This window comes from Pseudomonas sp. GW823-FHT01D03, from assembly GCF_058798255.1.
This window is the reverse complement of record NZ_JBXAKK010000001.1, coordinates 4,211,817-4,238,761: the sequence shown is the minus strand read 5'-3', so window position 1 is coordinate 4,238,761 and position 26,945 is coordinate 4,211,817. Positions and strand designations below refer to the sequence as shown.

Here is a 26,945-nt window from a genome sequence, read left to right as displayed (position 1 = left end):
GTCCGGCGGGTTCTCGACCTGACTTCAGAGTGGCAAGACCAATGGCAACAACCGCGCGGTATTGCGCGCATCTTCCAGCGCCCGGTGCTGTTGCCCGCTGAACTGCAAGCCGGCCAGTTGCAGCGCGCCGTTCAACCCCAATGGTCGCTCCAGGCGCCGGGCCTTGGCGAAGCGCTGCTTGAGGTTCATGTGCGGCACCCGGCTCAGCAGGCTGTCGAGTTGCAGGCGCTGCCATTCCTGGAGCAACTGCTTGCGGTCGTAATCGCCCCAACTGGCCCAGCCTTCGAGGCGCGTCTGGTGTTGGCCGAGCCAGCGTTCGAAGGCCGGCCAGACCTCGTCCAACGGCTGCGCGGCGTCGATGTTGGCCTGGGTGATGTGCGTGAGCTCACGGCAGAACGGCGTCAGCAACGGCCGCCGGGTCGGTTTGACGAAGCGCTGAAAGTGATCCTGCTCGCGACCGGCACGGTCGACCAGCGTCGCGCCGATTTCGATGATTTCCATTTCCGTAACCGGCCAGCCACCTTCATCTGTGGTGGCTTCCAGATCAATGACCAGCCAATGGGGCATCGCAGGTTTCCTGATTTAAGCGTCCTGATAGATCAGAGCGTAGTCAAACCTTGCGTTTGCGCCTGGCGACTCACTCGACCTGCAACAGAACCTGACGATTTTTTACCTGATCGCCGACCTTGACCTGCACCCGCTTGAGCACGCCGTCGATGCCGGCCTTGAGCGGGTGCTCCATTTTCATTGCCTCCAGCACCACCAGCAACTGACCCTTGCTGACCGGGCTGCCCTCGCTGACCAGCACGTCGACGATGGCACCGTCCATCGGCGCTTTCAGTGTGCCGGAGCTGACGCTGCTCTGACTGCTGATCAGCGCATGAGTTCGATCCTCCAGGCGCAGGTTGCCGGGGTAGGTGAACAGCCAGAGTTCTTCGCCATCGATCCGGTAGGCGTGACGTTGGCGCAGGCCGTCGACTTCCAGTGTCACCGCGCGCTCGTCGCAATCGATGACGGTCAGCGCCAGTGCGCGCTGCATCACGTTCACGGTGAAGCGATCATCGCTGCCAGCGAGCAGTTGCACGATCCAGTCCTGCTGTTCAAGCCCGACGCGGTAATCAAGTGGCGCGCCGACATTGTTGCGCCAGCCCTTGAGCGGCGCACGATGCGCCTGCGCGCCAGACTGATAAAACAGCACGGCGGCGATGGCCAGTTCCTCAGCGGTGGGGGCGTAAGGATGCAGAGACGGGTGGTCAGTGAAGTGCTGAGCAATGAACGCGGTGCTGAACTCGCCGCTGATGAACTGCGGATGTTGCAGCAGGCTGACCAGCAAACGCTGATTACTCTGGACGCCGAGCAGCACACTGTCCTGCACCGCGCGCAGCAGCTTGCGGCGTGCCTCCTCGCGGGTGGCGCCGTGGGCGATCAGTTTGCCGAGCATCGGATCATAGAAAGGGCTGATCGACTGACCTTCGCGCAAGCCGTGATCGATCCGCGCCCCCGGACTCAGCGCCGGTTCCCAGGCCTGCACACGACCGGTCTGCGGCAGGAAGTTCTGCGTCGGATCCTCGGCATACAGACGCACTTCCATGGCGTGGCCGTTCAGCGTGATCTGATCCTGCGTCAACGGCAGCGGCTGGCCTTCGGCGACGGCCAATTGCCAGGCGACCAGATCCTGCCCGGTGATCAACTCGGTCACCGGATGCTCGACTTGCAGACGAGTGTTCATTTCCAGAAAGTAGAACTGCCCACCGGCATCGAGCAGAAACTCGACCGTGCCAGCACCGACGTAATTCACTGCCCGACCAGCCTTCAATGCCGCTTCGCCCATGGCCTGGCGCAACTCGCGGGTCATCACCGGGCAGGGTGCTTCCTCGATGACTTTCTGATGGCGGCGCTGCACCGAGCAATCGCGCTCGCCGAGGTAGATCAGGTTGCCATGGCGGTCGCCGAACAGTTGCACCTCGACGTGCCGTGGTTCGATCAGCGCCTGTTCGAGGATCAGTTCGTCGCTGCCGAAACCGTTCAGCGCCTCGGAGCGGGCGGTGCGCAGTTGCGCAGGTAATTCGTCGCTGCTGTGCACCAGACGCATGCCGCGCCCACCACCGCCAGCGCTGGCCTTGATCATCAGCGGGTAGCCGATGCGCTCGGCTTCGCGCAGCAAGGTGGCGTCGTCTTGCGCTGCGCCTTGATAGCCAGCAATGCAGGGAACACCGGCGTCGAGCATGGCGATTTTCGACAGACGCTTGCTGCCCATCAGCTCGATGGCGTCGGCGCTGGGGCCGATAAAGGTCAGGCCGACCTCTGCGCAGGCGCGGGCGAATCCGGCGTTTTCCGAGAGAAAACCGTAGCCGGGATGGATCGCATCGGCACCGCTGCGGCGTGCGGCGTCGAGGATCGCCGGGATGTTCAGGTAGGACTGTTGCACCGCTGCCGGGCCGATGTTTACCGCTTGGTCGGCCATCTGCACGTGCAGGGCATCGGCGTCGGCATCGCTGAATACGGCGACGGTGCGATAGCCGAGGGACTGTGCGGTGCGCTGGATGCGGCAGGCGATTTCACCGCGGTTGGCGATCAGGATTTTGTGGATGGTGGGCATGGCTGTTCCCTCGGAATTTGCGGTGTCGGTGCTGGCCTCTTCGCGAGCAAGCCCGCTCCCACATTTGGAATGCGTTTCGTCTGTGGGAGCGGGCTTGCTCGCGAAGCTTTTAAGGGGCCCACCCAGGTTTACGTTTTTGCACAAAAGCCATGGTGCCCTCGATCCCTTCGGCCCCGGTCACCGCTTCGCTGAACCACCGCGCTGCTTCATCCAGCAATTCACTCGACGGTTGTCCGGCACTGGCCAACAGTAGTTTTTTCGTCGCCGCATTCGCCTCGGGTGCGCAGCACAAAACATGAGCGAGCACTTCGTCGAGGCGTTCTGCCAGGGCCTGCGGATCCTGCTCGACGAAATGCACCAGCCCTAACCGCCGAGCCTGATGGCCATCGAAGCGCGCAGCGGTCAGTGCCAGGCGGCGGGTTTCGGTCAGGCCGATGCGCTGCACCACGAACGGCGCAATCTGCGCCGGCAGCAGACCGAGGCTGGTTTCCGGCAGACCGAACTGCGCCTGATGGTCGGCCATGGCGATGTCGCTGACACAAGCCAGTCCGAAACCACCACCGAGCACTGCGCCCTGTAAAACGGTGATCAGCACTTGTGGTGCGTCCTGAGCTTCTTGCAGCAGGGCACCGAAGGCACGGTTCAACTCGCGGTAAGCGTCGGCCCCTTGGGCACGGGCATTGGCCATGTCCTTGATATCGCCACCGGCACAGAAATGTCCGCCGGCACCGCTGAGGACCAGAGCGCGAACCCCGCGGTCATCACGCACTGCCGCCAGCACCGCGCGCAGTTCGGCGACCATCTGCAGGCTCATTGCATTGCGGCTGTCCGGGCGATTGAGGGTGATGTGCAGCACGCCGCCGTGCTGTTCCAGCAGCAGAGTCTGGCAGTCGGGCAGGGGGCTCATTTCTTTTTCCCCGGCAGGATGCCCATCAGTTTGCAGATGATCCCCAGCATGATTTCGTCGGCGCCGCCGCCGATCGAAACCAGCCGCACGTCGCGATAGGCGCGGGCCACCGGGTTGTCCCACATGAAGCCCATGCCGCCCCAATATTGCAGGCAGCTGTCGCTGACCTCACGGCCGAGACGCCCGGCCTTGAGTTTGGCCATCGACGCCAGGCGCGTGACGTCCTGACCCTTCACATATTGCTCGGTGGCCTGATAGACCAGTGCCCGCAGGCATTCGATTTCGGTCTGCAGTTCGGCGAGGCGGAAGTGGATCACCTGATTGTCGATCAGCGCGTTGCCGAAGGTCTTGCGTTCCTTGCAGTACTCGATGGTGCTGTCGACGCAATATTCCAGACCCTTGATCATGTTCGCCGCGCCGAACAGGCGTTCTTCCTGGAACTGCAGCATCTGCATCATGAACCCGGCGCCTTCGTGGCCGATGCGGTTGCGCTGCGGCACACGCACGTTGTCGAAAAACACCTGGGCGGTTTCCGAACTGCGCATGCCGAGCTTGTCCAGGTGCGAGCTGAGGCTGATCCCCGGGGTGTTCATCGGCACCATGATCAGCGACTTGTTGATGTGCGGCTTGTCGTCCGAGGTGTTGGTCAGCAGGCAGATGAAGTCGGCGCTGGGCGAGTTGGTGATCCACATCTTGCTGCCGTTGATCACGTAGTCGTCGCCGTCCTTGCGCGCGCTGGTCTTGAGCCCGGCGACGTCGGAACCGGCACCGACCTCCGAGACCCCAATGCAACCGACCTGCTCGCCGGTGATCGCCGGACGCAGGAATTCGTCGCGCAATTCATCGGAGCCGAAGCGGGCCAGCGCCGGGGTGCACATGTCGGTCTGCACGCCGATCGACATCGGAATGCCGCCACAATGAATGGTGCCGAACTCTTCGGCGGCGACAATCGAGTAGCTGTAGTCGAGGCCCATGCCGCCGAATTTTTCCGGTTTGGAAATCCCCAGCAGACCGAGGTCGCCGGCCTTGCGGAAAATCTCGTGGATCGGAAAGCGTCCGGCCTTTTCCCATTCATCGACGTGCGGATTGATCTCGTGTTCGACGAATTGGCGGACGGTGCGGCGCAGTGCTTCGTGTTCCGGGGTGAAGATCATTTTTATTGTTCTCCTTGTGATCCGAGGCAGTCAGAAGCGGCTGACGCCGAAGCTGTTGGGTTGCAGCGCGCGGATGTCGGCTTCGTGGCAGATATCCAGCAGGTAACCGAGCAGGGTGCGCGTATCGCGCGGGTCGATCAGGCCGTCGTCCCACAGGTTGGCGCTGCCGTAGAGCGCGGTGGACTGGCTGTCGAGTTTCTGCGCGGTGACCTGTTCGAGCATGTCGAGCATTTTCGGATCCGGCACCAGTCCCTCCTTGAGCTGTTTGGCCTCGGTGACGATGCGCAGCACCTTGCCGGCCTGCGCGCCGCCCATCACCGCGGTGCGGCTGTTGGGCCAGGCGAAGATGAAACGTGGATCGAGACCGCGTCCGCACATCGCATAGTTGCCGGCACCGTAGGAGCCACCGACGACAATCGTCAGTTTAGGCACTCGGGCATTGGCCACCGCTTGAATCAGTTTCGAGCCGTGTTTGATCACGCCTTGCTGCTCGGACTCGGTGCCGACCATGAACCCGGTGGTGTTGTGGAAAAACAGCAGTGGCGTCTGGCTCTGATCGCACAGTTGAATGAACTGCGCGGCCTTGCTCGCGCCTGCCGGCGTGATCGGGCCGTTGTTGCCGATCAAGCCGCAAGCACGGCCCTGGATTTTCAACTGGCCGCAGATGGTTTGCTGATCGAACTCGCCCTTGAATTCGAGAAACTCCGATTCATCGGCAATCCGCGCAACGATTTCGCGCACGTCGTAGGGCTTCTTCGGGTCGTCGGGGATCAGTCCGAGCAGTTCGTCGATCGGGTACAGCGGCGCCTTGTATTGCGGCTCGGGCAGCCACGGCAGTTGCTCGTTCCACGGCAGCATGCGCAAGATCTCGCGGACCAGGCGCACGCCATCGGCATCGTTCTCGGCCAGGTACTCGGCGGTGCCGGCGACCTGCGCGTGCATCTCGGCGCCGCCCAGCTCTTCATCGGTGGCGACTTCGCCGGTTGCGGCTTTGAGCAGTGGCGGCCCGGCAAGAAACAACTTGGCCTTGCCGCGCACCACCACCACGTAATCCGACAGCCCCGGCTGATAGGCGCCACCGGCCGTGGCCGAGCCGTGCACCACGGTGATCTGCGGCAGGCCCATGGCCGACATCCGCGCCTGATTGGCAAAACTGCGTGCGCCTTCGACGAATATCTCCGCCGCATAATTGAGGTTGGCGCCGCCGCTTTCGGCGAGGGTGATCACCGGCAGTTTGTTTTCCAGGGCGATCTGTTGCAGGCGCAGGGATTTTTTCAGGCCGGTGGGGGAGATCGTGCCGCCCTTGATCGCGCTGTTGTTGGCCACCACCATCGCCCGGATGCCGGACACGTAACCGATGCCGGCGATCAGACCGCCACCGGCCGCGCTGCCGTCCTTGTCGTCGTGCAGCTTGTAGCCGGCCAGGCTGGCCAGTTCGAGGAACGGCGCACCGGGATCGAGTAGCAGATTCAGGCGTTCGCGGGGCAGCAGTTGCCCGCGTTTGTCGAATTTGCCCTTGGCTTCGGCAGCCTTGTTCAGCAGGTTCTGTTCCAGTTGCTGGACTTGCTCGATGGCCGTGAGCATCGCCGCGCAGTTGCGCGCGAAAGCTTCACTGTGCGGATCGAGTCGGGACTGGATCTGCGGCATGGCTTACTCCTTGTCCTTGAGCACGTCGGGCAGGTACGCCCGATGGAAACCGTTGAACGACTCGCTGTGGCTTGCCTTGTGCAACGGCCACGCGCGGCTGCCGAGACTGGCCGCGCCATCGATTTTCAAGGTGCTGCCGCTGATGAACGCCGCCGCCGGACTGAGCAGGAAAACGATCGCTGCACTGACCTCCGATTCGGTACCGATGCGTTTGAGTGGCACGTGTTCGCGCAGGGTCGGGATCACCGCTTTGAACGCGCCCTCATAAGTGTCCATGCCGCTGGACGCAATCCAACCCGGCGCCACCGCGTTGACCCGCACCCCGGCGTACCCCCACTCGAACGCGGCGGTTTTGGTGAAGTTGTCCATCCCCGAACGTGCCGCGCCCGAGTGGCCCATGCCGGGCATGCCGCCCCACATGTCGGCAAGCATGTTGACGATGTTGCCGCCGTGTTTGCTCATCGATTGGTTGAACACTTCCCGGGCCATCAGGAAGCCGCCGACCAGATTGGTGCGCAGTACGGTTTCGAAACCTTTCTGATTGATCGAGGCCAGTGACGACGGGTACTGGCCGCCGGCATTGTTGACCAGACCGTGGATCGGCCCGTGTTCGGCGATCAGCCCGGCGACCAGTTGCTTCACCGCGTCTTCGTCACGGATGTCGCAGGCCTGCCAATGGGCGCGGCCGCCGTCTTCGGCGATTTCGGCGGCGACCTTTTGCAGTTTTTCCGGCTTGCGTCCGACCAGCAGCACATTGGCCCCGAGCGCCGCCAGTTCATGCGCGGTGCAGCGCCCGATGCCACTACCGCCACCGGTGACGATAATGGTCTGGCCGCTGAACAGATCGGCTTTGAAAATCGATGCGTAAGCCATGAAGCCCAACCTCTAGTCGAGTTGTTCGGCGATGCTCTGCGGCACCGGGATCTGGATTTCCAGCAACTGCTGGGCGAAGGCCTTGCCCTGTGGGTCGATGCGCAGACTCGCCACGCCACCGCCGCCAAGCGCGTTCTCCAGCAGAAAATTCAGGCTGTGGGTGCCGGGCAGGTACCAGCGTTCGACCCGGCCGTGAATCGGGTCGAGCACGTGGCGCATCCAGTCGACGATCACCGCCGGCGTCAGCGCTTCGGCGATCCACGGCAGGTATTCCGGCCGGCGCGGCAGGACGCCGATGTTGCTGTGATTGCCCTTGTCGCCGGAGCGCGCCACTGCCAGTTTCACCAACAGCACACTCGCGTCGGCGCGGCCCTGGGGTTTGGGTGGCTGGTCGGGAATTGGCAGATCGTGGCTGTCGAGCGGTGTCTGCGCGGGGAGGGCGCAGGGATGCTGTTCACCGGCCATGTCGACGTGCAGGGTGCAGGCGGTTTTATCGATCAGGAACGAGAACAGACGGATCAGCGGGTATACCGTCGGCCGTCCGCCGACGATTCCCGTCAGTCCCGGTGCCATGCCGGTGGCCGCCTGGGCGATTTCCCGAGAGAACAGCACCAGCGCCTGTTTGAGCGGATGGCGCACGGCGAGTTTGATCACCACCTCGCGGCTGTCCCGACGCTGGCCGTGCGGGCCGTAGGTGGCTTCGCTGCCGAGCAGTTCGATGTCGACTTCGCTGTAGGGTGGCCAGCCGCGTTGGCTGAACATTTCCGCGGTCTTGTCGATGATTGCCTGACTGACGCGGCGCGCCTTGTCCACGGCATCGATGCCGGCGATCAGGCAACTGGCGGTGCAGCGGAAACCGTCCGGGTAGGTTGCGCTGACCTTGTATTTGTCACTCGCAGGCAAGCCTCTGGCACCGTGGACATGCACGGCGTTTTTGCCCTGTTGCTGCAGTTTGACCTGAGTGAAATCGCAGACCACATCCGGCAACAGATAGGCCTGTGGATCACCGATTTCATAAAGCATCTGCTCGCCAACCGTCAGCGGTGTCACCAGGCCGCCGGAACCTTCGGGTTTGCTGACGATGAACTGGCCGTCGGCGCTGACTTCAACGATGGGAAAACCGATGTGTTCGTAGTCCGGCACGTCGCGCCAGTCGGTGAAATTGCCCCCGGTGCATTGCGCGCCGCATTCGATGATGTGCCCGGCGAGCGCGGCCTGGGCCAGTTTGTCGTAGTCGTGCCAGGCCCAGCCGAACTCATGCACCAGCGCCGCGCTGACCACCGCGCTGTCGACCACGCGCCCGGTGATGACGATGTCGGCGCCCAGGCGCAGAGCCTCAACGATGCCCGGTGCGCCGAGGTAGGCGTTGGTGGAGACGCACATCGGCGGCAGCGGCGCGCCGTTGAACATTTCGTGGATGCCTTGGGCGGCGAGTTGCTTGAATTGCGGTTGCAGATCGTCGCCGAGCAGCACGGCGATTTTCAGGCTGACCCCGGCCTTGTCGCAGGCGGTTTGCAGGGCCGCGGCACAGGCCTGTGGATTGACTCCGCCGGCATTGCTGATGACGCGGATCTTCTGTTCGGCCAGTTGCGGCAGCAGTGGCGTGAGCACCTCGACGAAGTCCCCGGCGAATCCGACCTGCGGGTCCTTCATGCGCGCGCCGGCCATGATCGACATGGTGATTTCGGCGAGGTAATCGAACACCAGATAATCCAGCTGCCCGCCGGCCACAAGTTGTGCGGCGGCGGTACTGGTGTCACCCCAGAATGCGCTGGCGCATCCGATCCGAACGGTAGTTGGCATTATTATCTCCGACTCAGGAACCTGCGACAGAAGTGTCTGGAGGCTACCAAGCAAGCGCTTGGTTTGTAAACCACTCAAATATCTTCTGCCCAAGCGCTTGCTTGGTTGCCGCCTGCGGCTTAAATTGCGCGCAACCCTGCGTGTTCAGGGGGCAACAGACTGATCGACTGTAGGAGAGAACGGGTGGACGAGCAAAAAGCCCTGAGGGTCATGCGCGAACTGGTCGACCAGGGCCAGTTGACCGACCCTGACAGCGCCCGCGGCAAACTGCTGCAAGTGGCCGCTCACCTGTTCCGCAACAAGGGTTATGAACGCACCACCGTGCGCGATCTGGCCGGGGCGGTGGGGATCCAGTCCGGGAGCATTTTTCATCATTTCAAAAGCAAGGATGAAATCCTCCGGGCAGTGATGGAAGAAACCATCCGTTACAACACCGCGTTGATGCGCGCCGCACTGGCCGAAGCCAGTAACGTGCGCGAGCGGGTGCTGGCGCTGATCCGCTGCGAATTGCAGTCGATCATGGGCGGCAGCGGCGAAGCCATGGCGGTGCTGGTCTATGAATGGCGTTCGCTGTCCGAAGAAGGTCAGGCCCGAGTGCTGGCGTTGCGCGATGTCTACGAAGACATCTGGTTGCAGGTGCTGGGCGAAGCCAAGGAGGCGGGGTTTATCCGTGGCGATGTATTTGTTACCCGACGTTTTCTCACTGGCGCGCTGTCCTGGACCACCACCTGGTTTCGTGCCGGCGGCAGCCTGAGTCTCGATCAGTTGGCTGATGAAGCGCTGATTCTGGTGCTCGAAGAGCGCTAGTCCACTTTCTGACAGGTCGGGAAACTGGCTAACTGGGCGAAACCGCCTAGCTTGAATGCATTGATCGTTATTTTTTCGGGGAGTGGGGTGTTTTGAAGTCTTCGCCAATTCGGACGACCGCAGGGCTTTTGCTCGTAGCGCTGGCGGTATCTTGGGTGTTGCCCGCGCAGGCAGCGCAACTGGTTCGGGTCGGCGCGGCGCATTTTCCGCCTTACACCGTGCGTCCGGAGAGTGGTGCCGACACTGGCCTGCTGCCGCAATTGGTCGAGGCGCTCAATACGCTGCAAAAGGACTATCAGTTCGTGCTGGTGCCCACCTCGATTCCCCGGCGCTTCGGCGACTTGAAGGAAGGGCGCACCGACATGGCGATTTTCGAGAACCCGGAGTGGGGCTGGAAGGACACTCCCCACACCACGGTCGATATGGGCCTGGAAGATGCGGAAATTTTCGTCGCGCAACGCAAAGACGGTCGTCAGGAGAGTTATTTCACTGACCTCAAGGGCAAGCGCCTGGCGTTGTACAGCGGTTATCACTATGAGTTCGCCAACTTCAACGCCGATCCCAAATTCCTTGCGGATACGTTCAATGCCTCGCTGACCTATTCCCATGACAGCAACCTGTTGATGGTCCTGCGCGGACGAGCCGACATCGCGCTGGTGACCCGTTCCTACCTGTCCGATTACCTGCTGCGCAACGAGAAAGTGGGTGACGATTTGCTGGTGTCGCAGCGCATCGATCAGATCTACCACCACTACGCCATTTTGCGTGAGGCTGCACCGATCACCGGCGAGGCGTTCGGCAAGTTGCTGCAGGGTTTGCGCGACAACGGCCAGATGCTGAAGATCTTCGATCCGTACAAAATTGCCGTGGTGCCGGTGTCGCCTGACTGAGCGATTTTCACCCGGGCGGCTAAATTTCCCCCCTCGGCTCACGTCCCATCGTTGAACTGTCGACGATTATCGTGAGCCCGACCCATGTCCAATCTGAATGACCTGACTGCCCTGGCCTTGCCTTCGGGCAGCCAATTGGTAGCCGATGCCACTGAAAGCCGTCTGTGCCTGAGCCTGGATGGGCAACCGCTGATTCGCCTGCGCCTGGATCGCCAGGCCAAAGGCCCGATCCAGCTCGACGAGCGTTATGCGCTGCCTGTGGGCCAGGCGCTGTGGGCGGCCTGTTACTGGCTGTTCGCCCGTGATCCGGACTGCCAGCAATTGATCTGGCAACTCGATCAGCCACCCACCGAAGCGTTGCTCAGCGGCCTGCTGGTCAACACCGAGGTGGCTGGCGAGTACCGCTGCGAACGCACCCTGTTCTGGCAGTTGCCACAACCCTGGCTGGGCACCTCGCTGACGGGCAGCTACCCGCAACAAATGGTGATCAGCCAGGGCAAGCGCCATCCGCTGCGTCCGGTCAAGCCGCGCGGTGAAGTCTATCGACGCTTCGATGCGCGTCTCGGTGCGTGGATTTCCCTGCGCACGGTGGAGATCGAGCAGGATCTGGCACGTTTCAATCGCTGGCAGAACAGTCCGCGAGTCGCCAGTTTCTGGCAGGAGGAGGGCAGTCTTGAACAGCATCGCGAATACCTGAGCAAGCTCGACGCCGATCCGCACACCCTGACGCTGATCGGCTGTTTCGACGATCAGCCGTTCGCTTATTTCGAAGCCTACTGGGCCAAGGAAGATCGCATCGCGCCGTTCTACGACGCCGACAATTACGACCGTGGCATTCACATGCTGGTGGGGGAAGAGAATCACCGTGGCCCGCACAAGGTCGCGAGCTGGTTGTCGGCGTTGGTGCACTACCTGTTTCTGGATGATCCGCGGACCCAGCGTGTGGTCGCCGAACCGCGTGCCGACAACGCGAAGATGATCGGACACATGCACAACCAGTGCTTCCACTGCGAGAAGGAGTTCGACTTTCCGCACAAGCGTGCGGCGTTGATGATTCTGGGGCGTGAGCGGTTTTTTGATCGGTGCAAGTTGGCCTGAGGTGACAAGGCCTGGGATCTATTGCGGTCTCAGGTCTGCCTTTGCGAGCAAGCCCGCTCCCACATCGACCGATGTACGCCGGTCAAATGTGGGAGCGGGCTTGCTCGCGAATGGCTTGACGCCGAATTCAGGGCTTAACGACGTCCCATCGAGGCCGCGTCTCCACGACTGCCCGACACCTTGCGGCAGTGCACCAGCGCATCGCGAATCATGAAGTTGACCAGCGTCGGCGAGACGCCGAGTTCCTTGGCGATGTCCTTTTGCGGCACGCCGTGCAGACGGTACATCTCGAAGGCGTAGCGGGTGCGGCTGGGCAGTTCGGTCAGCGCGTCGGCGATGTGTTCCAGCGTCGAGAAGTTGATATGCGAGGTTTCCGGCGAAGCGCCTTGAATGACCACATTCAACCCTTCCTCTTCGGGACCCGAGTACTTCTGTTCCAGCGCCTGTTTACGGTAGTGATCGATGGCGAGGTTGCGCACGATCTGGAACAGGTAACTCAATTGCGCCTTGATCGACGACGTGATCGGCGGGGCCGACTGCAAGCGGAAGAACGCATCCTGCACCACGTCTTCGGCGCGTGAACGGCAGCCGGTAATGCGTGCTGCAATCTTCACCAGAATCAGTCGATTGTCGACGAAGGCCTGAAGTAGCGGTGAATCGCACCTGCTTGTGGATACTTGTTCCGTCATGGAAATCACCTTGCTGCCAATAGGTTAGTGGGACGCCTGGGGGACGGGGCCGTCCTACACATCGAGCGACAAATTATGTTGAATGATAATGATTGTCAATTGAGAAAGAGAACTAATGCTCCGTAAAGGTGCGAATCGAGAACTGCGACACACCGCCACACCCCAGCCCCATTGGCGATCCAGCCTGCCGACTAATTATTTCAAGACGTCATCCGTTCTCATTGGTGAATGGTTCCGGGTACCGAGCCCCGGCCAGACAGCATTCCGATGCCTTGCGCGGTCGGCACAGACCGCGCCCTGCACGCCCTCGACCGGCGTGACGCAGCAACCCGATTCCACTTAGCAAGCCGAATTCAGGCAGGAAACCTCATGACCGACGCGTTCGAACTCCCCAGCACTCTGGTCCAAGCCCTCCAGCGCCGTGCGGCACAGACGCCGGATCGCCTGGCCCTGCGCTTTCTCGCCGAAACCGAGGAGCAGGGCGTGGTGCTCAGTTACCGCGAACTGGATCAACGTGCGCGCACCATTGCTGCCGCGTTGCAGAGTCAGACTGAATTCGGCGATCGTGCGGTGCTGCTGTTTCCCAGCGGCGCGGATTACGTCGCGGCGTTTTTCGGTTGCCTGTACGCCGGGGTGATCGCAGTGCCGGCCTATCCGCCGGAGTCCGCCCGTCGGCATCACCAGGAACGCCTGTTGTCGATCATCGCCGACGCCGAACCGCGTCTGCTGCTGACCAGCGCCGACCTGCGCGATGCCTTGCAGCAAATCGACGGCGCGCCGCCGTTGCTGTGCGTCGATACCCTCGACAACTCCCTGGCCGAGCGCTGGAGCGAACCGGCTCTGCCGCAAGACCACATCGCCTTCCTGCAATACACCTCCGGTTCTACTGCGCTGCCCAAAGGCGTGCAGGTCAGCCACGGCAATCTGGTGGCCAACGAGCTGCTGATTCGCCACGGTTTCGGCATCGACGTGAACCCCGACGACGTGATCGTCAGCTGGTTGCCGCTGTACCACGACATGGGCCTGATCGGCGGATTGTTGCAGCCGATTTTCAGCGGCGTGCCGTGCATCCTGATGTCGCCCGCGTACTTCCTCGGTCGCCCGTTGCGCTGGCTTGAAGCGATCAGCCAATACGGCGGCACCATCAGCGGCGGGCCGGATTTCGCCTACCGTCTGTGCAGCGAGCGGGTCAGCGAATCAGCACTGGAGCGCCTCGACCTGAGCCGCTGGCGCGTGGCCTATTCCGGCTCCGAACCGATCCGTCTCGACACCCTTGGGCGCTTCGCCGAGAAGTTCACCCCGTGCGGCTTCAGCGAAGACAGCTTCATGGCGTCCTATGGTCTGGCCGAGGCGACCCTGTTCGTCGCCGGCACACCGCGTGGCACCGGTATTCCTGCTCTGCGTGTCGATGATCAGGCGCTGGCGCAAAACCGTGCCGAGCCGGGCAACGGCAGCCCGATCATGAGTTGCGGCATCAGCCAGCCGGAACATGCGGTGCTGATCGTCGAGCCGGTCACGCTGAACGAACTGGCTGACAATCTCGTCGGTGAAGTCTGGGCCGCCGGCCCGAGCATCGCCCACGGCTACTGGCGCAACCCCGAGGCCAGCGCCAAGACTTTCGTTCAGCACGCCGGTCGCACCTGGCTGCGTACCGGTGATCTGGGCTTCATTCGCGACGGTGAACTGTTCATCACCGGTCGCCTGAAAGACATGCTGATCGTGCGTGGCCACAACCTCTATCCGCAGGACATCGAGAAGACTGTCGAGAACGAAGTGGAGGTGGTGCGCAAAGGTCGCGTCGCGGCATTCGCGGTCACTCAGGACGGTGAAGAAGGTATTGGCATCGCGGCAGAAATCAGCCGCAGCGTGCAAAAAATCCTGCCGCCAGAAGCACTGATCAAAGCCATTCGCCAGGCAGTGGCCGAGGCGTATCAGGAAGCACCGAACGTGGTGGTGCTGCTCAACCCGGGCGCGCTGCCGAAGACGTCCAGCGGCAAGCTGCAACGCTCGGCGTGCCGCAATCGTCTGGTCGACGGCAGCCTCGACAGCTACGCGGTGTTCCCGTCCGCCGAGGTGCAAAATACCGAATCGACCCTGGCGGCTTCCGAGCTGGAAGCCCTGATCGGCAAGATCTGGGCCGAGCAACTCAACGTCAAACAGGTCAACGCCGACGACCACTTCTTCCTGCTCGGTGGCAACTCGATTGCCGCCACGCAAGTGATCGCCCGGGTCCGCGAAGAACTGGCGCTGGAGTTGAACCTGCGCCTGCTGTTCGAAGCGCCGACCCTGTCCGCATTCGCCGCTGCCGTGGCGCAGCAGCAACAGGATGGCGGCAACGCCCAAGGCGCAATCAACGCCTTGTCGCGCAGCGAAGCACTGCCGCAATCGCTGGCGCAGAACCGACTGTGGATCACCTGGCAACTCGACCCGCACAGCAGCGCCTACAACATCCCCGGCGCCCTGCGCCTGCGTGGCGAACTGGACGAGGACGCGTTGCGCGCCAGCTTCCAGCAACTGATCGAGCGCCACGAATCGCTGCGCACACGCTTCTTCGAGCGTGACGGTGTGGCGCTGCAACAAGTCGACGCCGCACCTGAATTCAACCTGCAACTGATCGACATCAGCGACCTGCCCGCGCACGAGCGTGAAGCCCGCGCGCAACAGATCCGCGAGGACGAGGCGCGCACCCAGTTCGATCTGGAAAAAGGCCCGCTGCTGTGGGTAACGCTGGTGCGTCTCGACGACGAAGATCATCAGCTTCTGGTGACCCTGCATCACATCATCGCCGACGGCTGGTCGCTGAACGTGCTGATCGACGAATTCTCGCGCCTGTACGCTGCGGCATCTCAAGGCCAGCGCGCCGAACTTGCGCCGCTGCCCACTCAATATGCCGACTACGGCAGCTGGCAGCGTCAATGGCTGGCGCAAGGCGAGGGCGAGCGGCAACTGGCCTACTGGAAAACCCAGCTGGGCGACGAACATCCGGGGCTGGAACTGGCCACCGACCATCCGCGTTCGGCCAGACAATTGCACAGCGCCGCGCGCCACAGCGTGCGCCTCGGTGTCAGCCTCAGCGACGCGATCAGGCAGACCGCGCAAGCGCATCAATCGACGCCGTTCATGCTGTTGCTCTCGGCGTTCCAGAGCCTGCTGCACCGCTACAGTGGCCAGCGCGACATCCGCATCGGCATTCCCAACGCCAACCGTCCGCGTCTGGAAACCCAGGGCTTGATCGGCTTCTTCATCAACACTCAGGTGCTGCGTGCCGAGGTTGATTCGCGGCTGTCGTTTATCGAGTTGCTGACGCAGACCCGCGAGGCTGCACTGGGGGCGCAGGCCCATCAGGACCTGCCGTTCGAACAACTGCTCGAAGCGTTCCCGCAGGCTCGCGAACAGGGGCTGTTCCAGGTCATGTTCAACCACCAGCAACGCGACTTGAGTGCGCTCAAGCGCCTGCCGGGGCTGCTCGCCGAAGAGCTGCCGTGGCACAGCCGCGAAGCCAAGTTCGATCTGCAACTGCACAGCGAAGAAGATCGCAACGGGCGCCTGACCCTGTCCTTCGACTACGCCGATGAACTGTTCGAAGCAGCGACCATCGAGCATCTGGCCGAACATTTCAGCAACCTGCTGCGCGCGGTCTGCGAGCAGCCGCAACAGGCGATCGGCGACCTGCCATTGCTGACTCCGTGCGAGCACGAACACCAACAGACATGGAGCGTTGCCCCGTGTACCCCGGCGCAACAATGGCTGCCGGAACTGCTCAACGAACAGGCTCGGCAGACGCCGGAACGCACTGCGCTGTTGTGGGACGGCGGCAGTCTCGACTTCGCCGAATTGCACGCCCAGGCCAACCGCCTCGCGCACTATCTGCGCGATAAAGGCGTCGGCCCGGATGTGTGCGTGGCGATTGCCGCCGAGCGTTCGCCGCAACTGCTGATCGGCCTGCTGGCGATCATCAAGGCCGGTGGCGCTTATGTGCCGCTGGACCCGGATTACCCGGCAGAACGTCTGGCCTACATGCTCAGCGACAGCGGTGTCGAATTGCTGCTGACTCAGACTGCATTGCTCGACCGACTGCCGGCCAGTGACGGCGTCAGCGTGATCGCCATGGACGCGTTGCACCTGGAAAACTGGCCGAGTCAGGCACCGGGTCTGCACCTGCACGGCGACAACCTTGCCTATGTGATTTACACCTCCGGCTCCACCGGCCAACCGAAAGGCGTCGGCAACACCCACGCTGCGTTGGCCGAACGTCTGCAATGGATGCAGAACAGCTATCGCCTGAACGACAGCGACGTGCTGATGCAAAAGGCGCCGATCAGTTTCGACGTGTCGGTGTGGGAGTGCTTCTGGCCGCTGATCACTGGCGCGCGTCTGTTGATCGCCGGCCCCGGTGAACACCGCGATCCGCATCGCATCGCGCAACTGGTGCAGGAATACGGCGTGACCACGCTGCACTTTGTGCCGCCGCTGCTCGCGCTGTTCATCGACGAGCCGCTGAGCGCCGAATGCACCAGTTTGCGCCGGGTGTTCTCCGGCGGTGAAGCGTTGCCGGCGGAACTGCGCAACCGCGTGTTGGCGCAACTGCCGGCGGTGCAACTGCACAACCGTTACGGCCCGACCGAAACCGCGATCAACGTCACCCATTGGCACTGCACCACGGCCGATGTCGAGCGCTCGCCGATTGGCCGGCCGCTGGGCAACGTGATCTGCCGCATTCTCGATGCTGATCTCAACCCCGTGCCGGCCGGTGTGCCCGGTGAGCTGTGCATCAGCGGCATCGGTCTGGCCCGGGGTTACCTTGGTCGTCCGGCACTGACTGCCGAACGTTTCGTGGTCGATCCACTGGGCGAGCAGGGCGCACGGCTGTATCGCACCGGTGACCGGGCTCGCTGGACCGCTGACGGTGTGATCGAATACCTCGGGCGCCTCGATCAGCAAGTCAAACTGCGGGGTTTCCGCGTTGAACCGGAAGAAATCGAAGCGCGGCTGCTGGCTCAGGACGGCGTCGCCCAAGCGGTGGTGCTGGTGCGTGAAACCGCAGCCGGCGCGCAACTGATCGGCTACTTCACCGCTGTCGATGCCAGCGAAGATCAGCACGCGCAGATCGCCCATCTGAAAACTGCGCTGGCCGCCGAACTGCCGGAATACATGGTCCCGGCGCAACTGATGCGCCTGGACGTAATGCCCCTGAGCCCGAGCGGCAAACTCGACCGTCGCGCCTTGCCCGAGCCGCAGTGGCAAGTGCGTGAACACGTCGAACCGGTCACCGAGCTGGAACAACAGATCGCCGCGATCTGGCGCGAAGTGCTGGGTCTGCCACGGATCGGTCTGCGCGACGACTTCTTCGCCCTCGGCGGGCACTCGTTGCTGGCCACACAAATCATCTCGCGCAGCCGTCAGGCCTGTGACGTCGAGCTGCCGTTGCGCGCCCTGTTCGAGCATAGCGAACTCGGCGATTTCGCTGAGCAGATCCGCCTGATCCAGGCCAGCGGCCAGACCAACAAACAGCCGCCGATTGCCAAAGTCGATCGCAGCCAAGCGGTGCCGTTGTCGTACTCGCAACAGCGCATGTGGTTCCTCTGGCAGATGGAGCCGGACAGCCCGGCGTACAACGTCGGCGGCATGGCGCGCCTGCGCGGCGTGTTGCACGTCGAGCATTTCGAGGCAGCCTTGCAGGCGTTGATCCTGCGCCACGAAACCCTGCGCACCACGTTCCCGAGCGTCGATGGCGTGGCCCGTCAACAGGTGCATGCCGAGACCGGCGTGCGCATGGGCTGGAAGGATTTCTCGAAACTGCCGGCTGACCAGCGTGAACAGAACGTCCAGCAACTGGCCGATGACGAAGCGCATCTGCCGTTCGATCTGGAAAGCGGCCCGCTGCTGCGCGCCTGTCTGGTGAAGACCGCCGAGCACGAGCATTACTTCGTGCTGACATTGCACCACATCGTCACTGAAGGCTGGGCGATGGATATTTTTGCCCGCGAACTCAGCGCGCTGTATGAGGCGTTCGTCGATGAGCGCGATTCGCCGCTGGAACCGCTGCCGGTTCAGTACCTCGATTACAGCGTCTGGCAACGACAGTGGCTGGAGTCCGGTGAGCGTCAGCGCCAGCTCGACTACTGGACTGCGCAACTGGGTCGCGAACATCCGTTGCTGGAACTGCCCGGCGACCGTCCGCGTCCGCCGGTGCAAAGCCACCAGGGTGAGCTGTTCCGTTTCGACCTCAGTGATGATCTCGCCGCCCGCGTCCGGGCGTTCAATGCGCAGAACGGTCTGACCCTGTTCATGACCATGACCGCTGCGCTCGCCACCTTGCTCTACCGCTACAGCGGCCAGACCGACCTGCGCATCGGCGCGCCGGTGGCCAACCGGATTCGCCCGGAAAGCGAAGGGTTGATCGGTGCATTCCTCAACACTCAGGTACTGCGTTGCCAGCTCGACGGGCAGATGTCGGTGGGCGAATTGTTCGAGCAAGTGCGCCACACGGTGATCGAAGGCCAGTCGCATCAGGATCTGCCGTTCGATCAGCTGGTCGAAGCGCTGCAACCGCCACGCAGTGCGGCGTACAACCCGTTGTTCCAGGTGATGTGCAACGTGCAGCGCTGGGAATTCCAGCAGAGTCGCATGCTCGCCGGGATGACCGTCGAGTACCTGGCCAACGATGCGCGGGCGACCAAGTTCGACCTCAACCTGGAAGTCACCGACCTCGACCATCGCCTCGGTTGCTGCCTGACCTACAGCACCGATCTGTTCGATGAGCCGACCATTGCGCGCATGGCCAAACATTGGCGCAACTTGCTGGAAGCGTTGATCGCCGATCCGCAGCAGCGTCTGAGCCAATTGCCGCTGCTCGACCCGACTGAACAACAGCAGTTGCTCGACAGCCTCGGCGTTGAACCGGGCGAACGTCGTCTCGATCAATGCATCCATCATCTGTTCGCCGAGCAGGCCCTGGCGCGCAAAGACGCGCCGGCTCTGACTTTCGCCGGACAGACTCTGAGCTACGCCGAACTCGATGCCCGCGCCAATCGCCTGGCCTGGGCCCTGCGCGAGCGTGGGGTCGGCCCGCAGGTGCGGGTCGGTCTGGCGCTGGAGCGCTCGCTGGAAATGGTCGTCGGCCTGCTGGCGATCCTCAAGGCGGGCGGCGCTTATGTGCCGCTGGACCCGGAATACCCGCTCGATCGCCTGCACTACATGATCGAAGACAGCCGCATCGGTCTGCTGCTCAGCGACCGGGCGATGTTCAATGCCCTCGGCGATTTGCCGTCGAGCGTGGCGCGCTGGTGCCTGGAAGATGACAGCGCGGCGCTGGCGGATTACCCGGTCAGCGAGTTGCCATTTATCAGCCTGCCGCAGCATCAGGCCTATCTGATTTACACCTCGGGCTCGACCGGCAAGCCGAAAGGCGTGGTGGTGTCGCACGGTGAAATCGCCATGCATTGCCAGGCAGTGATCAAGCGTTTCGGCATGCGTCCGGACGACTGCGAACTGCACTTCTATTCGATCAACTTCGACGCCGCCACCGAGCGTCTGCTGGTGCCGCTGCTCAGTGGCGCGCAAGTGGTGCTGCGGGCGCAAGGGCAGTGGGACGCGGAAGAAATCTGCGCGTTGATCCGTACGCATAAAATCAACGTGCTCGGTTTCACCCCGAGCTACGGCAGTCAGTTGGCGCAGTTTCTGGCCACGCAAAACCAGGTTCTGCCGGTGCGGATGATCATCACCGGCGGCGAAGCGCTGACTGGCGAACACTTGCAACGGATTCGCGCCGCGTTCAAACCGAGTCTGTTCTTCAACGCCTATGGCCCGACTGAAACCGTGGTCATGCCGCTCGCCAGTCTTGCGCCAGAGGTCTTGGAAGAGGGCGCCGGCAGCGTGCCGATCGGCAGCGTGATCGGTGACCGTGTGGCGTACATTCTCGATGCCGATCTGGCGTTGGTACCGCAAGGCGCGACCGGTGAGTTGTTCGTCGGCGGCGCCGGTCTGGCCCAGGGGTATCACGACCGTGCGGGCATCAGCGCCGAGCGTTTCGTGGCCGACCCGTTTGCCGCCGATGGCGGGCGCATGTACCGCACCGGCGATCTGGTGCGCCAGCGTGCCGATGGGCTGGTGGAGTACCTGGGGCGGATCGACCATCAGGTGAAGATTCGCGGTTTCCGTATCGAGTTGGGCGAAATCGAAACCCGCCTGCTCGATCATGCTTCGATCCGCGAAGCGGTGGTGCTGGCGCTGGATGCGCCGAGTGGCAAGCAACTGGTGGGCTACCTGGTCAGCGAAGTTGCCGAGCAGGGCGAAGCGCAACAGGCCGAACTGCGTGAAGCACTGAAGTCGCACCTCAAGGCGCAATTGCCGGACTACATGGTGCCGACGCACCTGATTCTGCTGGCGAGCATGCCGCTGACCGCCAACGGCAAACTCGACCGCCGCGCCTTGCCGGCGCCGGACCCTGAGCTGAACCGTCAGGACTACGTCGCGCCGAGCAGCGAGTTGGAGCAGACCCTGGCGCAGATCTGGTGCGAGGTGCTCAACGTCGAGCAGGTCGGGCTCAACGACAATTTCTTTGAACTTGGCGGCGACTCGATTCTGTCGATCCAAGTGGTCAGCCGGGCGCGGCAGCAGGGCATTCATTTCAGTCCACGGGATCTGTTCCAGCATCAGACGGTGCAGACCCTCGCCGCTGTCGCCAGCCGCAGCGAGCAAGTCACTGCCGAGCAGGGACTGGTGCTCGGTGAGTCGGCGATGACGCCGATTCAACACTGGTTCTTCGACACTGATATTCCTGAGCGTCAGCACTGGAACCAGGCGTTGCTGCTGGAGCCGACAGTGGCGCTGGAACCGCATCGTCTGGAGCAGGCGCTGTTGGCGGTGATCGAGCAGCACGACGCCTTGCGTCTGCGCTTCACTCAGGCCAACGATCAATGGCAGGCAACGCATCAACCGGTGTCCGACGCCGAGGTGTTGTGGCAAGTGCGGGTGGCGGCGATGGACAAGTGCGCAGCGCTGTTCGCCGATGCCCAGCGCAGTCTCGATCTGCAAAACGGCCCGCTGCTGCGCGCCTTGCTGGTCGATGGTCCCGAAGGGCAGCAACGCCTGTTCATTGCGATTCATCACTTGGTGGTCGACGGCGTGTCGTGGCGCGTTTTGCTCGACGATCTGCAAACCGTGTACCGCCAGCTCGAAGCCGAACAGTCGGTAAAACTGCCGGCGAAAACCAGTGCCTTCAAGGATTGGGCGGCACGTTTGCAGGCCTATGCCGGCAGCGAATCGTTGCGTGAAGAACTGAACTGGTGGCAGACGCAACTGGCCGGGCAGAACGCCGAGCTGCCGTGCGAAAACCCGCAGGGCGGACAGCAGAATCGTCACGCGCACACCGTCAGCGTGCGCCTGGATGCCGAGCGTACCCAACAACTGCTGCAACAGGCACCGCGCGCCTACCGCACGCAGGTCAACGATCTGCTGCTGACTGCGCTGGCCCGCGTGCTGTGCCGCTGGAGCGGGCAGCCGTCGGCGCTGATTCAACTGGAAGGCCACGGCCGCGAAACCCTGTTCGACGAGATCGACCTGACTCGCACCGTCGGCTGGTTCACCAGCGCCTATCCATTACGCCTGACCCCGCACAACATCGAAGAGGCTGCCGGGCAGGGTGCTTCGATCAAAGCGATCAAGGAGCAACTGCGCGCGGTACCGCACAAAGGCCTCGGCTATGGCGTGCTGCGTTATCTGGCCGATGACCTCAGCCAGCGCAGCATGGCGGCGTTGCCGAACGCCCCGGTGACCTTCAACTACCTCGGCCAGTTCGACCAGAGTTTCGCCAGCGATGCGCTGTTCCGTCCGCTGGATGAATCGGTCGGTGCGGCCCACGATCCGCAGGCGCCATTGCCCAACGAGTTGAGCATCGACAGTCAGGTGTACGGCGGCGAATTGCTGCTGCGCTGGACCTTCAGTGCCGAGCGCTACGAGGCGCAAACCATCAACGATCTGGCCGACGCTTACCTCGGCGAGCTGCAAAGTCTGATCGAACATTGCCTGCAAGACACAGCCGGAGGCCTCACACCGTCGGACTTCCCGCTGGCGAAACTGACCCAGGCGCAACTTGATGCACTGCCGGTGCCGGCGGCGCAGATCGAAGACGTCTATCCGCTGACGCCGATGCAGGAAGGCATGTTGCTGCACACCTTGCTCGAACCGGGCACCGGTCTGTACTACATGCAGGATCGCTACCGCATCAACAGCGAGCTGGATCCCGAGCGTTTCGCCCAGGCCTGGCAAGCGGTAGTCGCCCGTCATGAAGCGTTGCGTGCGTCGTTCTGCTGGAACGTCGGCGAAGACATGCTGCAAGTGATCCACACTCCGGGGCGCACGCCGATCGAGTATCTGGACTGGTGTGACATTGCCGAGGACGAGCAAGAACCGAAGCTGCAAGCGCTGCTGAAAAACGAGCGCGAGGCCGGGTTCGATCTGCTCAATCAGGCACCGTTCCACTTGCGTTTGATCAAGGTCGGCGCGGCGCGTTACTGGTTCATGATGAGCAACCACCACATCCTCATCGATGCCTGGTGCCGCTCGCTGCTGATGAACGATTTCTTCGAGATCTACACCGCCCTCGGTGAGGGGCGCGAAGCACAGTTGTCGCTGCCGCCGCGTTACCGCGACTACATCGGCTGGCTGCAACGCCAGAGCCTGGCCGAGGCGCGCCAGTGGTGGCAGCAGAACCTGCAAGGTTTCGAGCGCACCACACCGATCCCGAGCGACCGACCGTTCCTGCGCGAACACGCCGGCGAAAGCGGTGGCATGATCGTCGGTGACCGCTACACCCGTCTCAACGTTGAAGATGGCGTCCGGTTGCGCGAGCTGGCCCAGGCTCATCAACTGACCATCAACACCTTCGCTCAAGCGGCATGGGCCTTGGTGCTGCGCCGCCTGAGCGGTGATCGCGACGTGCTGTTCGGCGTCACCGTGGCCGGGCGCCCGGTGGAAATGCCGGAGATGCAACGCACCGTCGGCCTGTTCATCAACAGCATTGCGCTGCGGGTACAGATCCCGGCGGACGATCAGCATGCCAGTGTGCGCCAGTGGTTGAGCGGGCTGCTCGACAGCAACATGCAGTTGCGCGAGTACGAATACCTGCCGCTGGTGAATATCCAGGAGCAGAGCGAACTGCCGAAAGGCCAACCGCTGTTCGACAGTCTGTTCGTGTTCGAGAACGCGCCAGTGGAAGTCTCGGTGCTGGACCGAGCGCAGAGTCTTAACGCGACCTCGGACTCCGGCCGTACCCACACCAACTTCCCGCTGACGGCGGTGTGCTACCCGGGCGATGACCTCGGCCTGCACCTGTCCTATGACCAGCGTTACTTTGACGAGTCGAGCATCGAGCGAATGCTCGGCGAGTTCAAGCGCCTGCTGCTGGCACTGGTCGATGGCTTCCATGGCGACATGGCTGACCTGCCGCTGCTGGGCTTTGATGAGCAGGACTTCCTGCTGCACGGCTGCAATCAGAGCGCGCACGACTATCCGCTGGAGCAGAGCTACGTGGCGCTATTCGAAGCGCAGGTCGCGGCGCATCCGCAGCGCATCGCCGCCACTTGCCTTGATCAGCAATTGAGCTATGCCGCGCTCAACCACAATGCCAACCGCCTCGGCCATGCACTGGTCGCGGCCGGGGTGCAGATGGATCAACCGGTGGCGCTGCTGGCCGAGCGCAATCTGGATCTGCTGGGGATGATCATCGGCAGCTTCAAGGCCGGTGCCGGTTACCTGCCGCTGGATCCGGGCCTGCCGAGCCAGCGTCTGCAACGGATCATCGAGCTGAGCCGCACGCCAGTGCTGGTGTGCAGCGAAGCCTGCCGCGACCAGGCGCAGACCTTGCTCGATGAGTTCAGCTGCGCCAACCGTCCACGGCTGTTGGTCTGGGAAGAGGTGCAGGCGCTGGCGACATCGCTGCAGAACCCGGGAATCTACAGTGCCCCGGACAACCTGGCCTACGTGATCTATACCTCGGGTTCGACCGGTCTGCCGAAAGGCGTAATGGTCGAGCAGCGCGGCATGCTCAACAACCAGTTGAGCAAGGTGCCGTACCTGCAACTGACGGACGCCGATGTAATCGCGCAGACCGCTTCGCAAAGCTTCGATATTTCGGTCTGGCAGTTCCTCGCCGCACCGTTGTTCGGCGCGCGGGTGGACATTGTGCCGAACACCATTGCCCACGATCCGCAGGGTTTGCTGGTGCATGTGCAGGCCCAGGGTATTACCGTGCTGGAGAGCGTGCCGTCGCTGATTCAGGGCATGCTCGCCTCGGAACGCCTGAGCCTCGACGGTCTGCGCTGGATGCTGCCGACCGGTGAAGCCATGCCGCCGGAACTGGCGCACCAATGGCTGCTGCGTTATCCGCAGATCGGTCTGGTCAACGCTTATGGCCCGGCGGAATGCTCCGATGACGTGGCGTTCTTCCGTGTGGACATGGCTTCGACTCGCGGCAGCTATTTGCCGATCGGTACGCCGACCGACAACAACTTGCTGTACTTGGTCGATGGCGCGCTGGAACTGGTGCCGTTGGGCGCGGTGGGTGAGTTGTGCGTGGCCGGAACCGGCGTCGGTCGCGGTTACGTCAGCGATCCGCTGCGCACTGCGCCAGTGTTTGTACCGAACCCGTTCGGCGCGCCGGGCGAGCGTCTGTATCGCACCGGTGACCTCGCGCGGCGGCGCAGCGACGGGGTGCTGGAGTACGTCGGCCGGGTCGACCATCAGGTGAAGATTCGCGGTTACCGGATCGAACTGGGTGAAATCGAGGCGCGTCTGCATGAACAGCCGGAAGTCCGCGATGCGGCGGTCGGCGTGCAGGAAGGCGTGAATGGCAAACATCTGGTCGGCTATCTGGTCGCGGCGGATTCGGCACTCAACCCGAGCGAACGTCTGGAGCGGATCAAGCAGCGCCTGCGTAGCGAATTGCCGGAATACATGGTGCCGCTGCACTGGTTGTGGCTCGATCAGCTGCCGCACAACGCCAACGGCAAACTCGACCGCAAGGCCTTGCCGGCGCTGGAGATCGGCCAGTTGCAGAGCGAGGATTACCTGGCCCCGCGCAACGAGCTGGAGCAGACCCTGGCCGACATCTGGGCCGAGGTGCTCAAGGTCGACAAGGTCGGCGTGCGCGACAACTTCTTCGAGCTGGGCGGGCATTCGTTGCTGGCCACGCAGATCGCCTCGCGGGTGCAGAAAACCCTGCAACGCGATGTGCCGCTGCGGGCGATGTTCGAGTGCAGCACGGTGCAGGAACTGGCCGAGTACATCGAAGGCCTGGCGGCCGGTGACATGACCGAGGACAAGGTGGATCGCTTGAATGATCTGATGGCGGAGCTGGAGGGCTTGTAATCTTCGGTGTCTGTACCGGCCCCTTCGCGAGCAGGCTCACTCCTACATTGGGTATGCGTTCCCTTGTAGGAGTGAGCCTGCTCGCGATTGGGGGCGGCACATTTTTCAGACATTTACACGGTTGACGATCATGAACCGGCAGCTCAGTCTGCCGGTTCTCTTTTTTGTCTCGGGGGTGGTCGATGCCTTTCTTCACGGTTGACGGACAAGCGCTGCACTACATTGATCAAGGCACCGGCCCGGCCGTGTTGCTGGCGGGCAGTTATCTGTGGGACACGGCCATGTGGGCGCCGCAGATCGCTGCACTGTCGCCGCACTACCGGGTGATTGCGCTGGACCTGTGGGGCCATGGCGAATCCGGGCGCTTGCCGCCAGGCACCACCTCGCTGGATGACATCGCACGCCAGGTCGCGGCCTTGCTCGATCACCTGCAGATCGAGCAGATAACGCTGGCGGGGCTGTCGGTCGGTGGCATGTGGGGCGTGCGTCTGGCGTTGTCGGCACCGCAGCGGATCAACGGGCTGGTGCTGCTCGACACCTACGTCGGCGTGGAGCCTGAGCCGACCCGTCAGTACTACTTCTCGCTGTTCAAGCAGATCGAGGAAAGCGGCGAGATCTCCGAACAATTGCTCGACATCGTGGTACCGATCTTCTTCCGCCCGGGCATCGATCCGCAGTCGGCGCTGTATCAGGACTTCCGCGCCAAACTGGCGGCGTACACCGCGGATCGCCTGCGCGAAAGCATCGTGCCGATGGGGCGGATTACGTTCAGCCGTGATGACCTGTTGCCGCGTCTGGGCGAATTGAATGCCGCGACCACCCTTGTGCTGTGCGGCGATCAGGACAAACCTCGACCGCCGTCGGAGGCACAGGAAATGGCTGAATTGATCGGGTGTCCGTGGGTGCTGGTGCCGGAGGCGGGGCATATCTCCAGTCTGGAGAATCCCCAGTTTGTAAACGAGGTACTGTTTACCTTCCTGAACGAGCGCAATCGTTAAACCGAGTCATCGTTCTTTTCGCGAGCAAGCCCGCTCCCACAGTGACCGCGGTGCTCCCTGTGGGAGCGGGCTTGCCCGCGAAGAGGCCAGATCAGGCAACAACGAATCCGGG

At 62.8% G+C, this 26,945-nt stretch carries 13 protein-coding genes; 5 read left to right on the top strand and 8 right to left on the bottom strand.

Going from position 1 to position 26,945, the window contains the following annotated elements:
- Window positions 1-24: 24 nt before the first annotated feature.
- From AC1RBR_RS18545 to AC1RBR_RS18515, 7 genes are all read right to left on the bottom strand, one after another.
- Entirely contained in the window at window positions 25-567 is a 543-nt protein-coding gene (locus AC1RBR_RS18545; RefSeq protein ID WP_492566020.1) for a 3'-5' exonuclease, read from the bottom strand.
- A gap of 70 nt (window positions 568-637) precedes the next feature.
- On the bottom strand, window positions 638-2,599 hold the full coding sequence (locus tag AC1RBR_RS18540; RefSeq protein ID WP_492566019.1) for an acetyl/propionyl/methylcrotonyl-CoA carboxylase subunit alpha: 1,962 nt from the start codon (window positions 2,597-2,599) through the stop codon (window positions 638-640).
- 109 nt (window positions 2,600-2,708) lie between these two features.
- Window positions 2,709-3,506: an enoyl-CoA hydratase/isomerase family protein gene (locus AC1RBR_RS18535; protein WP_492566017.1), complete on the bottom strand. Its 798-nt coding sequence runs from the start codon at window positions 3,504-3,506 to the stop codon at window positions 2,709-2,711.
- Window positions 3,503-4,660, bottom strand: a complete 1,158-nt coding sequence (gene atuD / locus AC1RBR_RS18530; RefSeq protein WP_492566015.1) for a citronellyl-CoA dehydrogenase — start codon at window positions 4,658-4,660, stop codon at window positions 3,503-3,505. Before atuD ends, AC1RBR_RS18535 begins: the two co-directional genes overlap by 4 nt.
- A 30-nt stretch (window positions 4,661-4,690) precedes the next feature.
- On the bottom strand, window positions 4,691-6,307 hold the full coding sequence (atuC, locus tag AC1RBR_RS18525) for a geranyl-CoA carboxylase subunit beta (RefSeq protein WP_492566013.1): 1,617 nt from the start codon (window positions 6,305-6,307) through the stop codon (window positions 4,691-4,693).
- Window positions 6,308-6,310: 3 nt separating this feature from the next.
- The gene (locus AC1RBR_RS18520) at window positions 6,311-7,180 is read right to left on the bottom strand and encodes an SDR family oxidoreductase (RefSeq protein ID WP_492566011.1); all 870 of its coding nucleotides are present in this window, start codon (window positions 7,178-7,180) and stop codon (window positions 6,311-6,313) included.
- 12 nt (window positions 7,181-7,192) lie between these two features.
- The gene (locus AC1RBR_RS18515) at window positions 7,193-8,983 is read right to left on the bottom strand and encodes an acyclic terpene utilization AtuA family protein (protein WP_492566009.1); all 1,791 of its coding nucleotides are present in this window, start codon (window positions 8,981-8,983) and stop codon (window positions 7,193-7,195) included.
- Between the two features lie 183 nt (window positions 8,984-9,166).
- On the opposite strand from AC1RBR_RS18515, the gene AC1RBR_RS18510 reads away from it, so the two are divergent.
- From AC1RBR_RS18510 to AC1RBR_RS18500, 3 genes are all read left to right on the top strand, one after another.
- The gene (locus tag AC1RBR_RS18510; protein WP_492566008.1) at window positions 9,167-9,790 is read left to right on the top strand and encodes a TetR/AcrR family transcriptional regulator; all 624 of its coding nucleotides are present in this window, start codon (window positions 9,167-9,169) and stop codon (window positions 9,788-9,790) included.
- A 92-nt stretch (window positions 9,791-9,882) separates the two neighbouring features.
- Window positions 9,883-10,680, top strand: coding sequence for a substrate-binding periplasmic protein (locus AC1RBR_RS18505; protein ID WP_492566006.1), 798 nt, complete (start codon window positions 9,883-9,885; stop codon window positions 10,678-10,680).
- A gap of 84 nt (window positions 10,681-10,764) precedes the next feature.
- Window positions 10,765-11,778, top strand: a complete 1,014-nt coding sequence (locus AC1RBR_RS18500) for a GNAT family N-acetyltransferase (protein WP_492566005.1) — start codon at window positions 10,765-10,767, stop codon at window positions 11,776-11,778.
- Window positions 11,779-11,912: 134 nt separating this feature from the next.
- Here AC1RBR_RS18500 and AC1RBR_RS18495 read toward each other — a convergent pair whose 3' ends face one another.
- Window positions 11,913-12,467, bottom strand: a complete 555-nt coding sequence (locus tag AC1RBR_RS18495) for an RNA polymerase factor sigma-70 (RefSeq protein WP_027613402.1) — start codon at window positions 12,465-12,467, stop codon at window positions 11,913-11,915.
- 369 nt (window positions 12,468-12,836) lie between these two features.
- Between AC1RBR_RS18495 and AC1RBR_RS18490 the strand changes: the two genes are divergently transcribed.
- Entirely contained in the window at window positions 12,837-25,835 is a 12,999-nt protein-coding gene (locus tag AC1RBR_RS18490; protein WP_492566003.1) for a non-ribosomal peptide synthetase, read from the top strand.
- 182 nt (window positions 25,836-26,017) lie between these two features.
- Window positions 26,018-26,833, top strand: coding sequence for an alpha/beta fold hydrolase (locus AC1RBR_RS18485; protein WP_492566001.1), 816 nt, complete (start codon window positions 26,018-26,020; stop codon window positions 26,831-26,833).
- The last annotated feature ends 112 nt before the right edge of the window (window positions 26,834-26,945 follow it).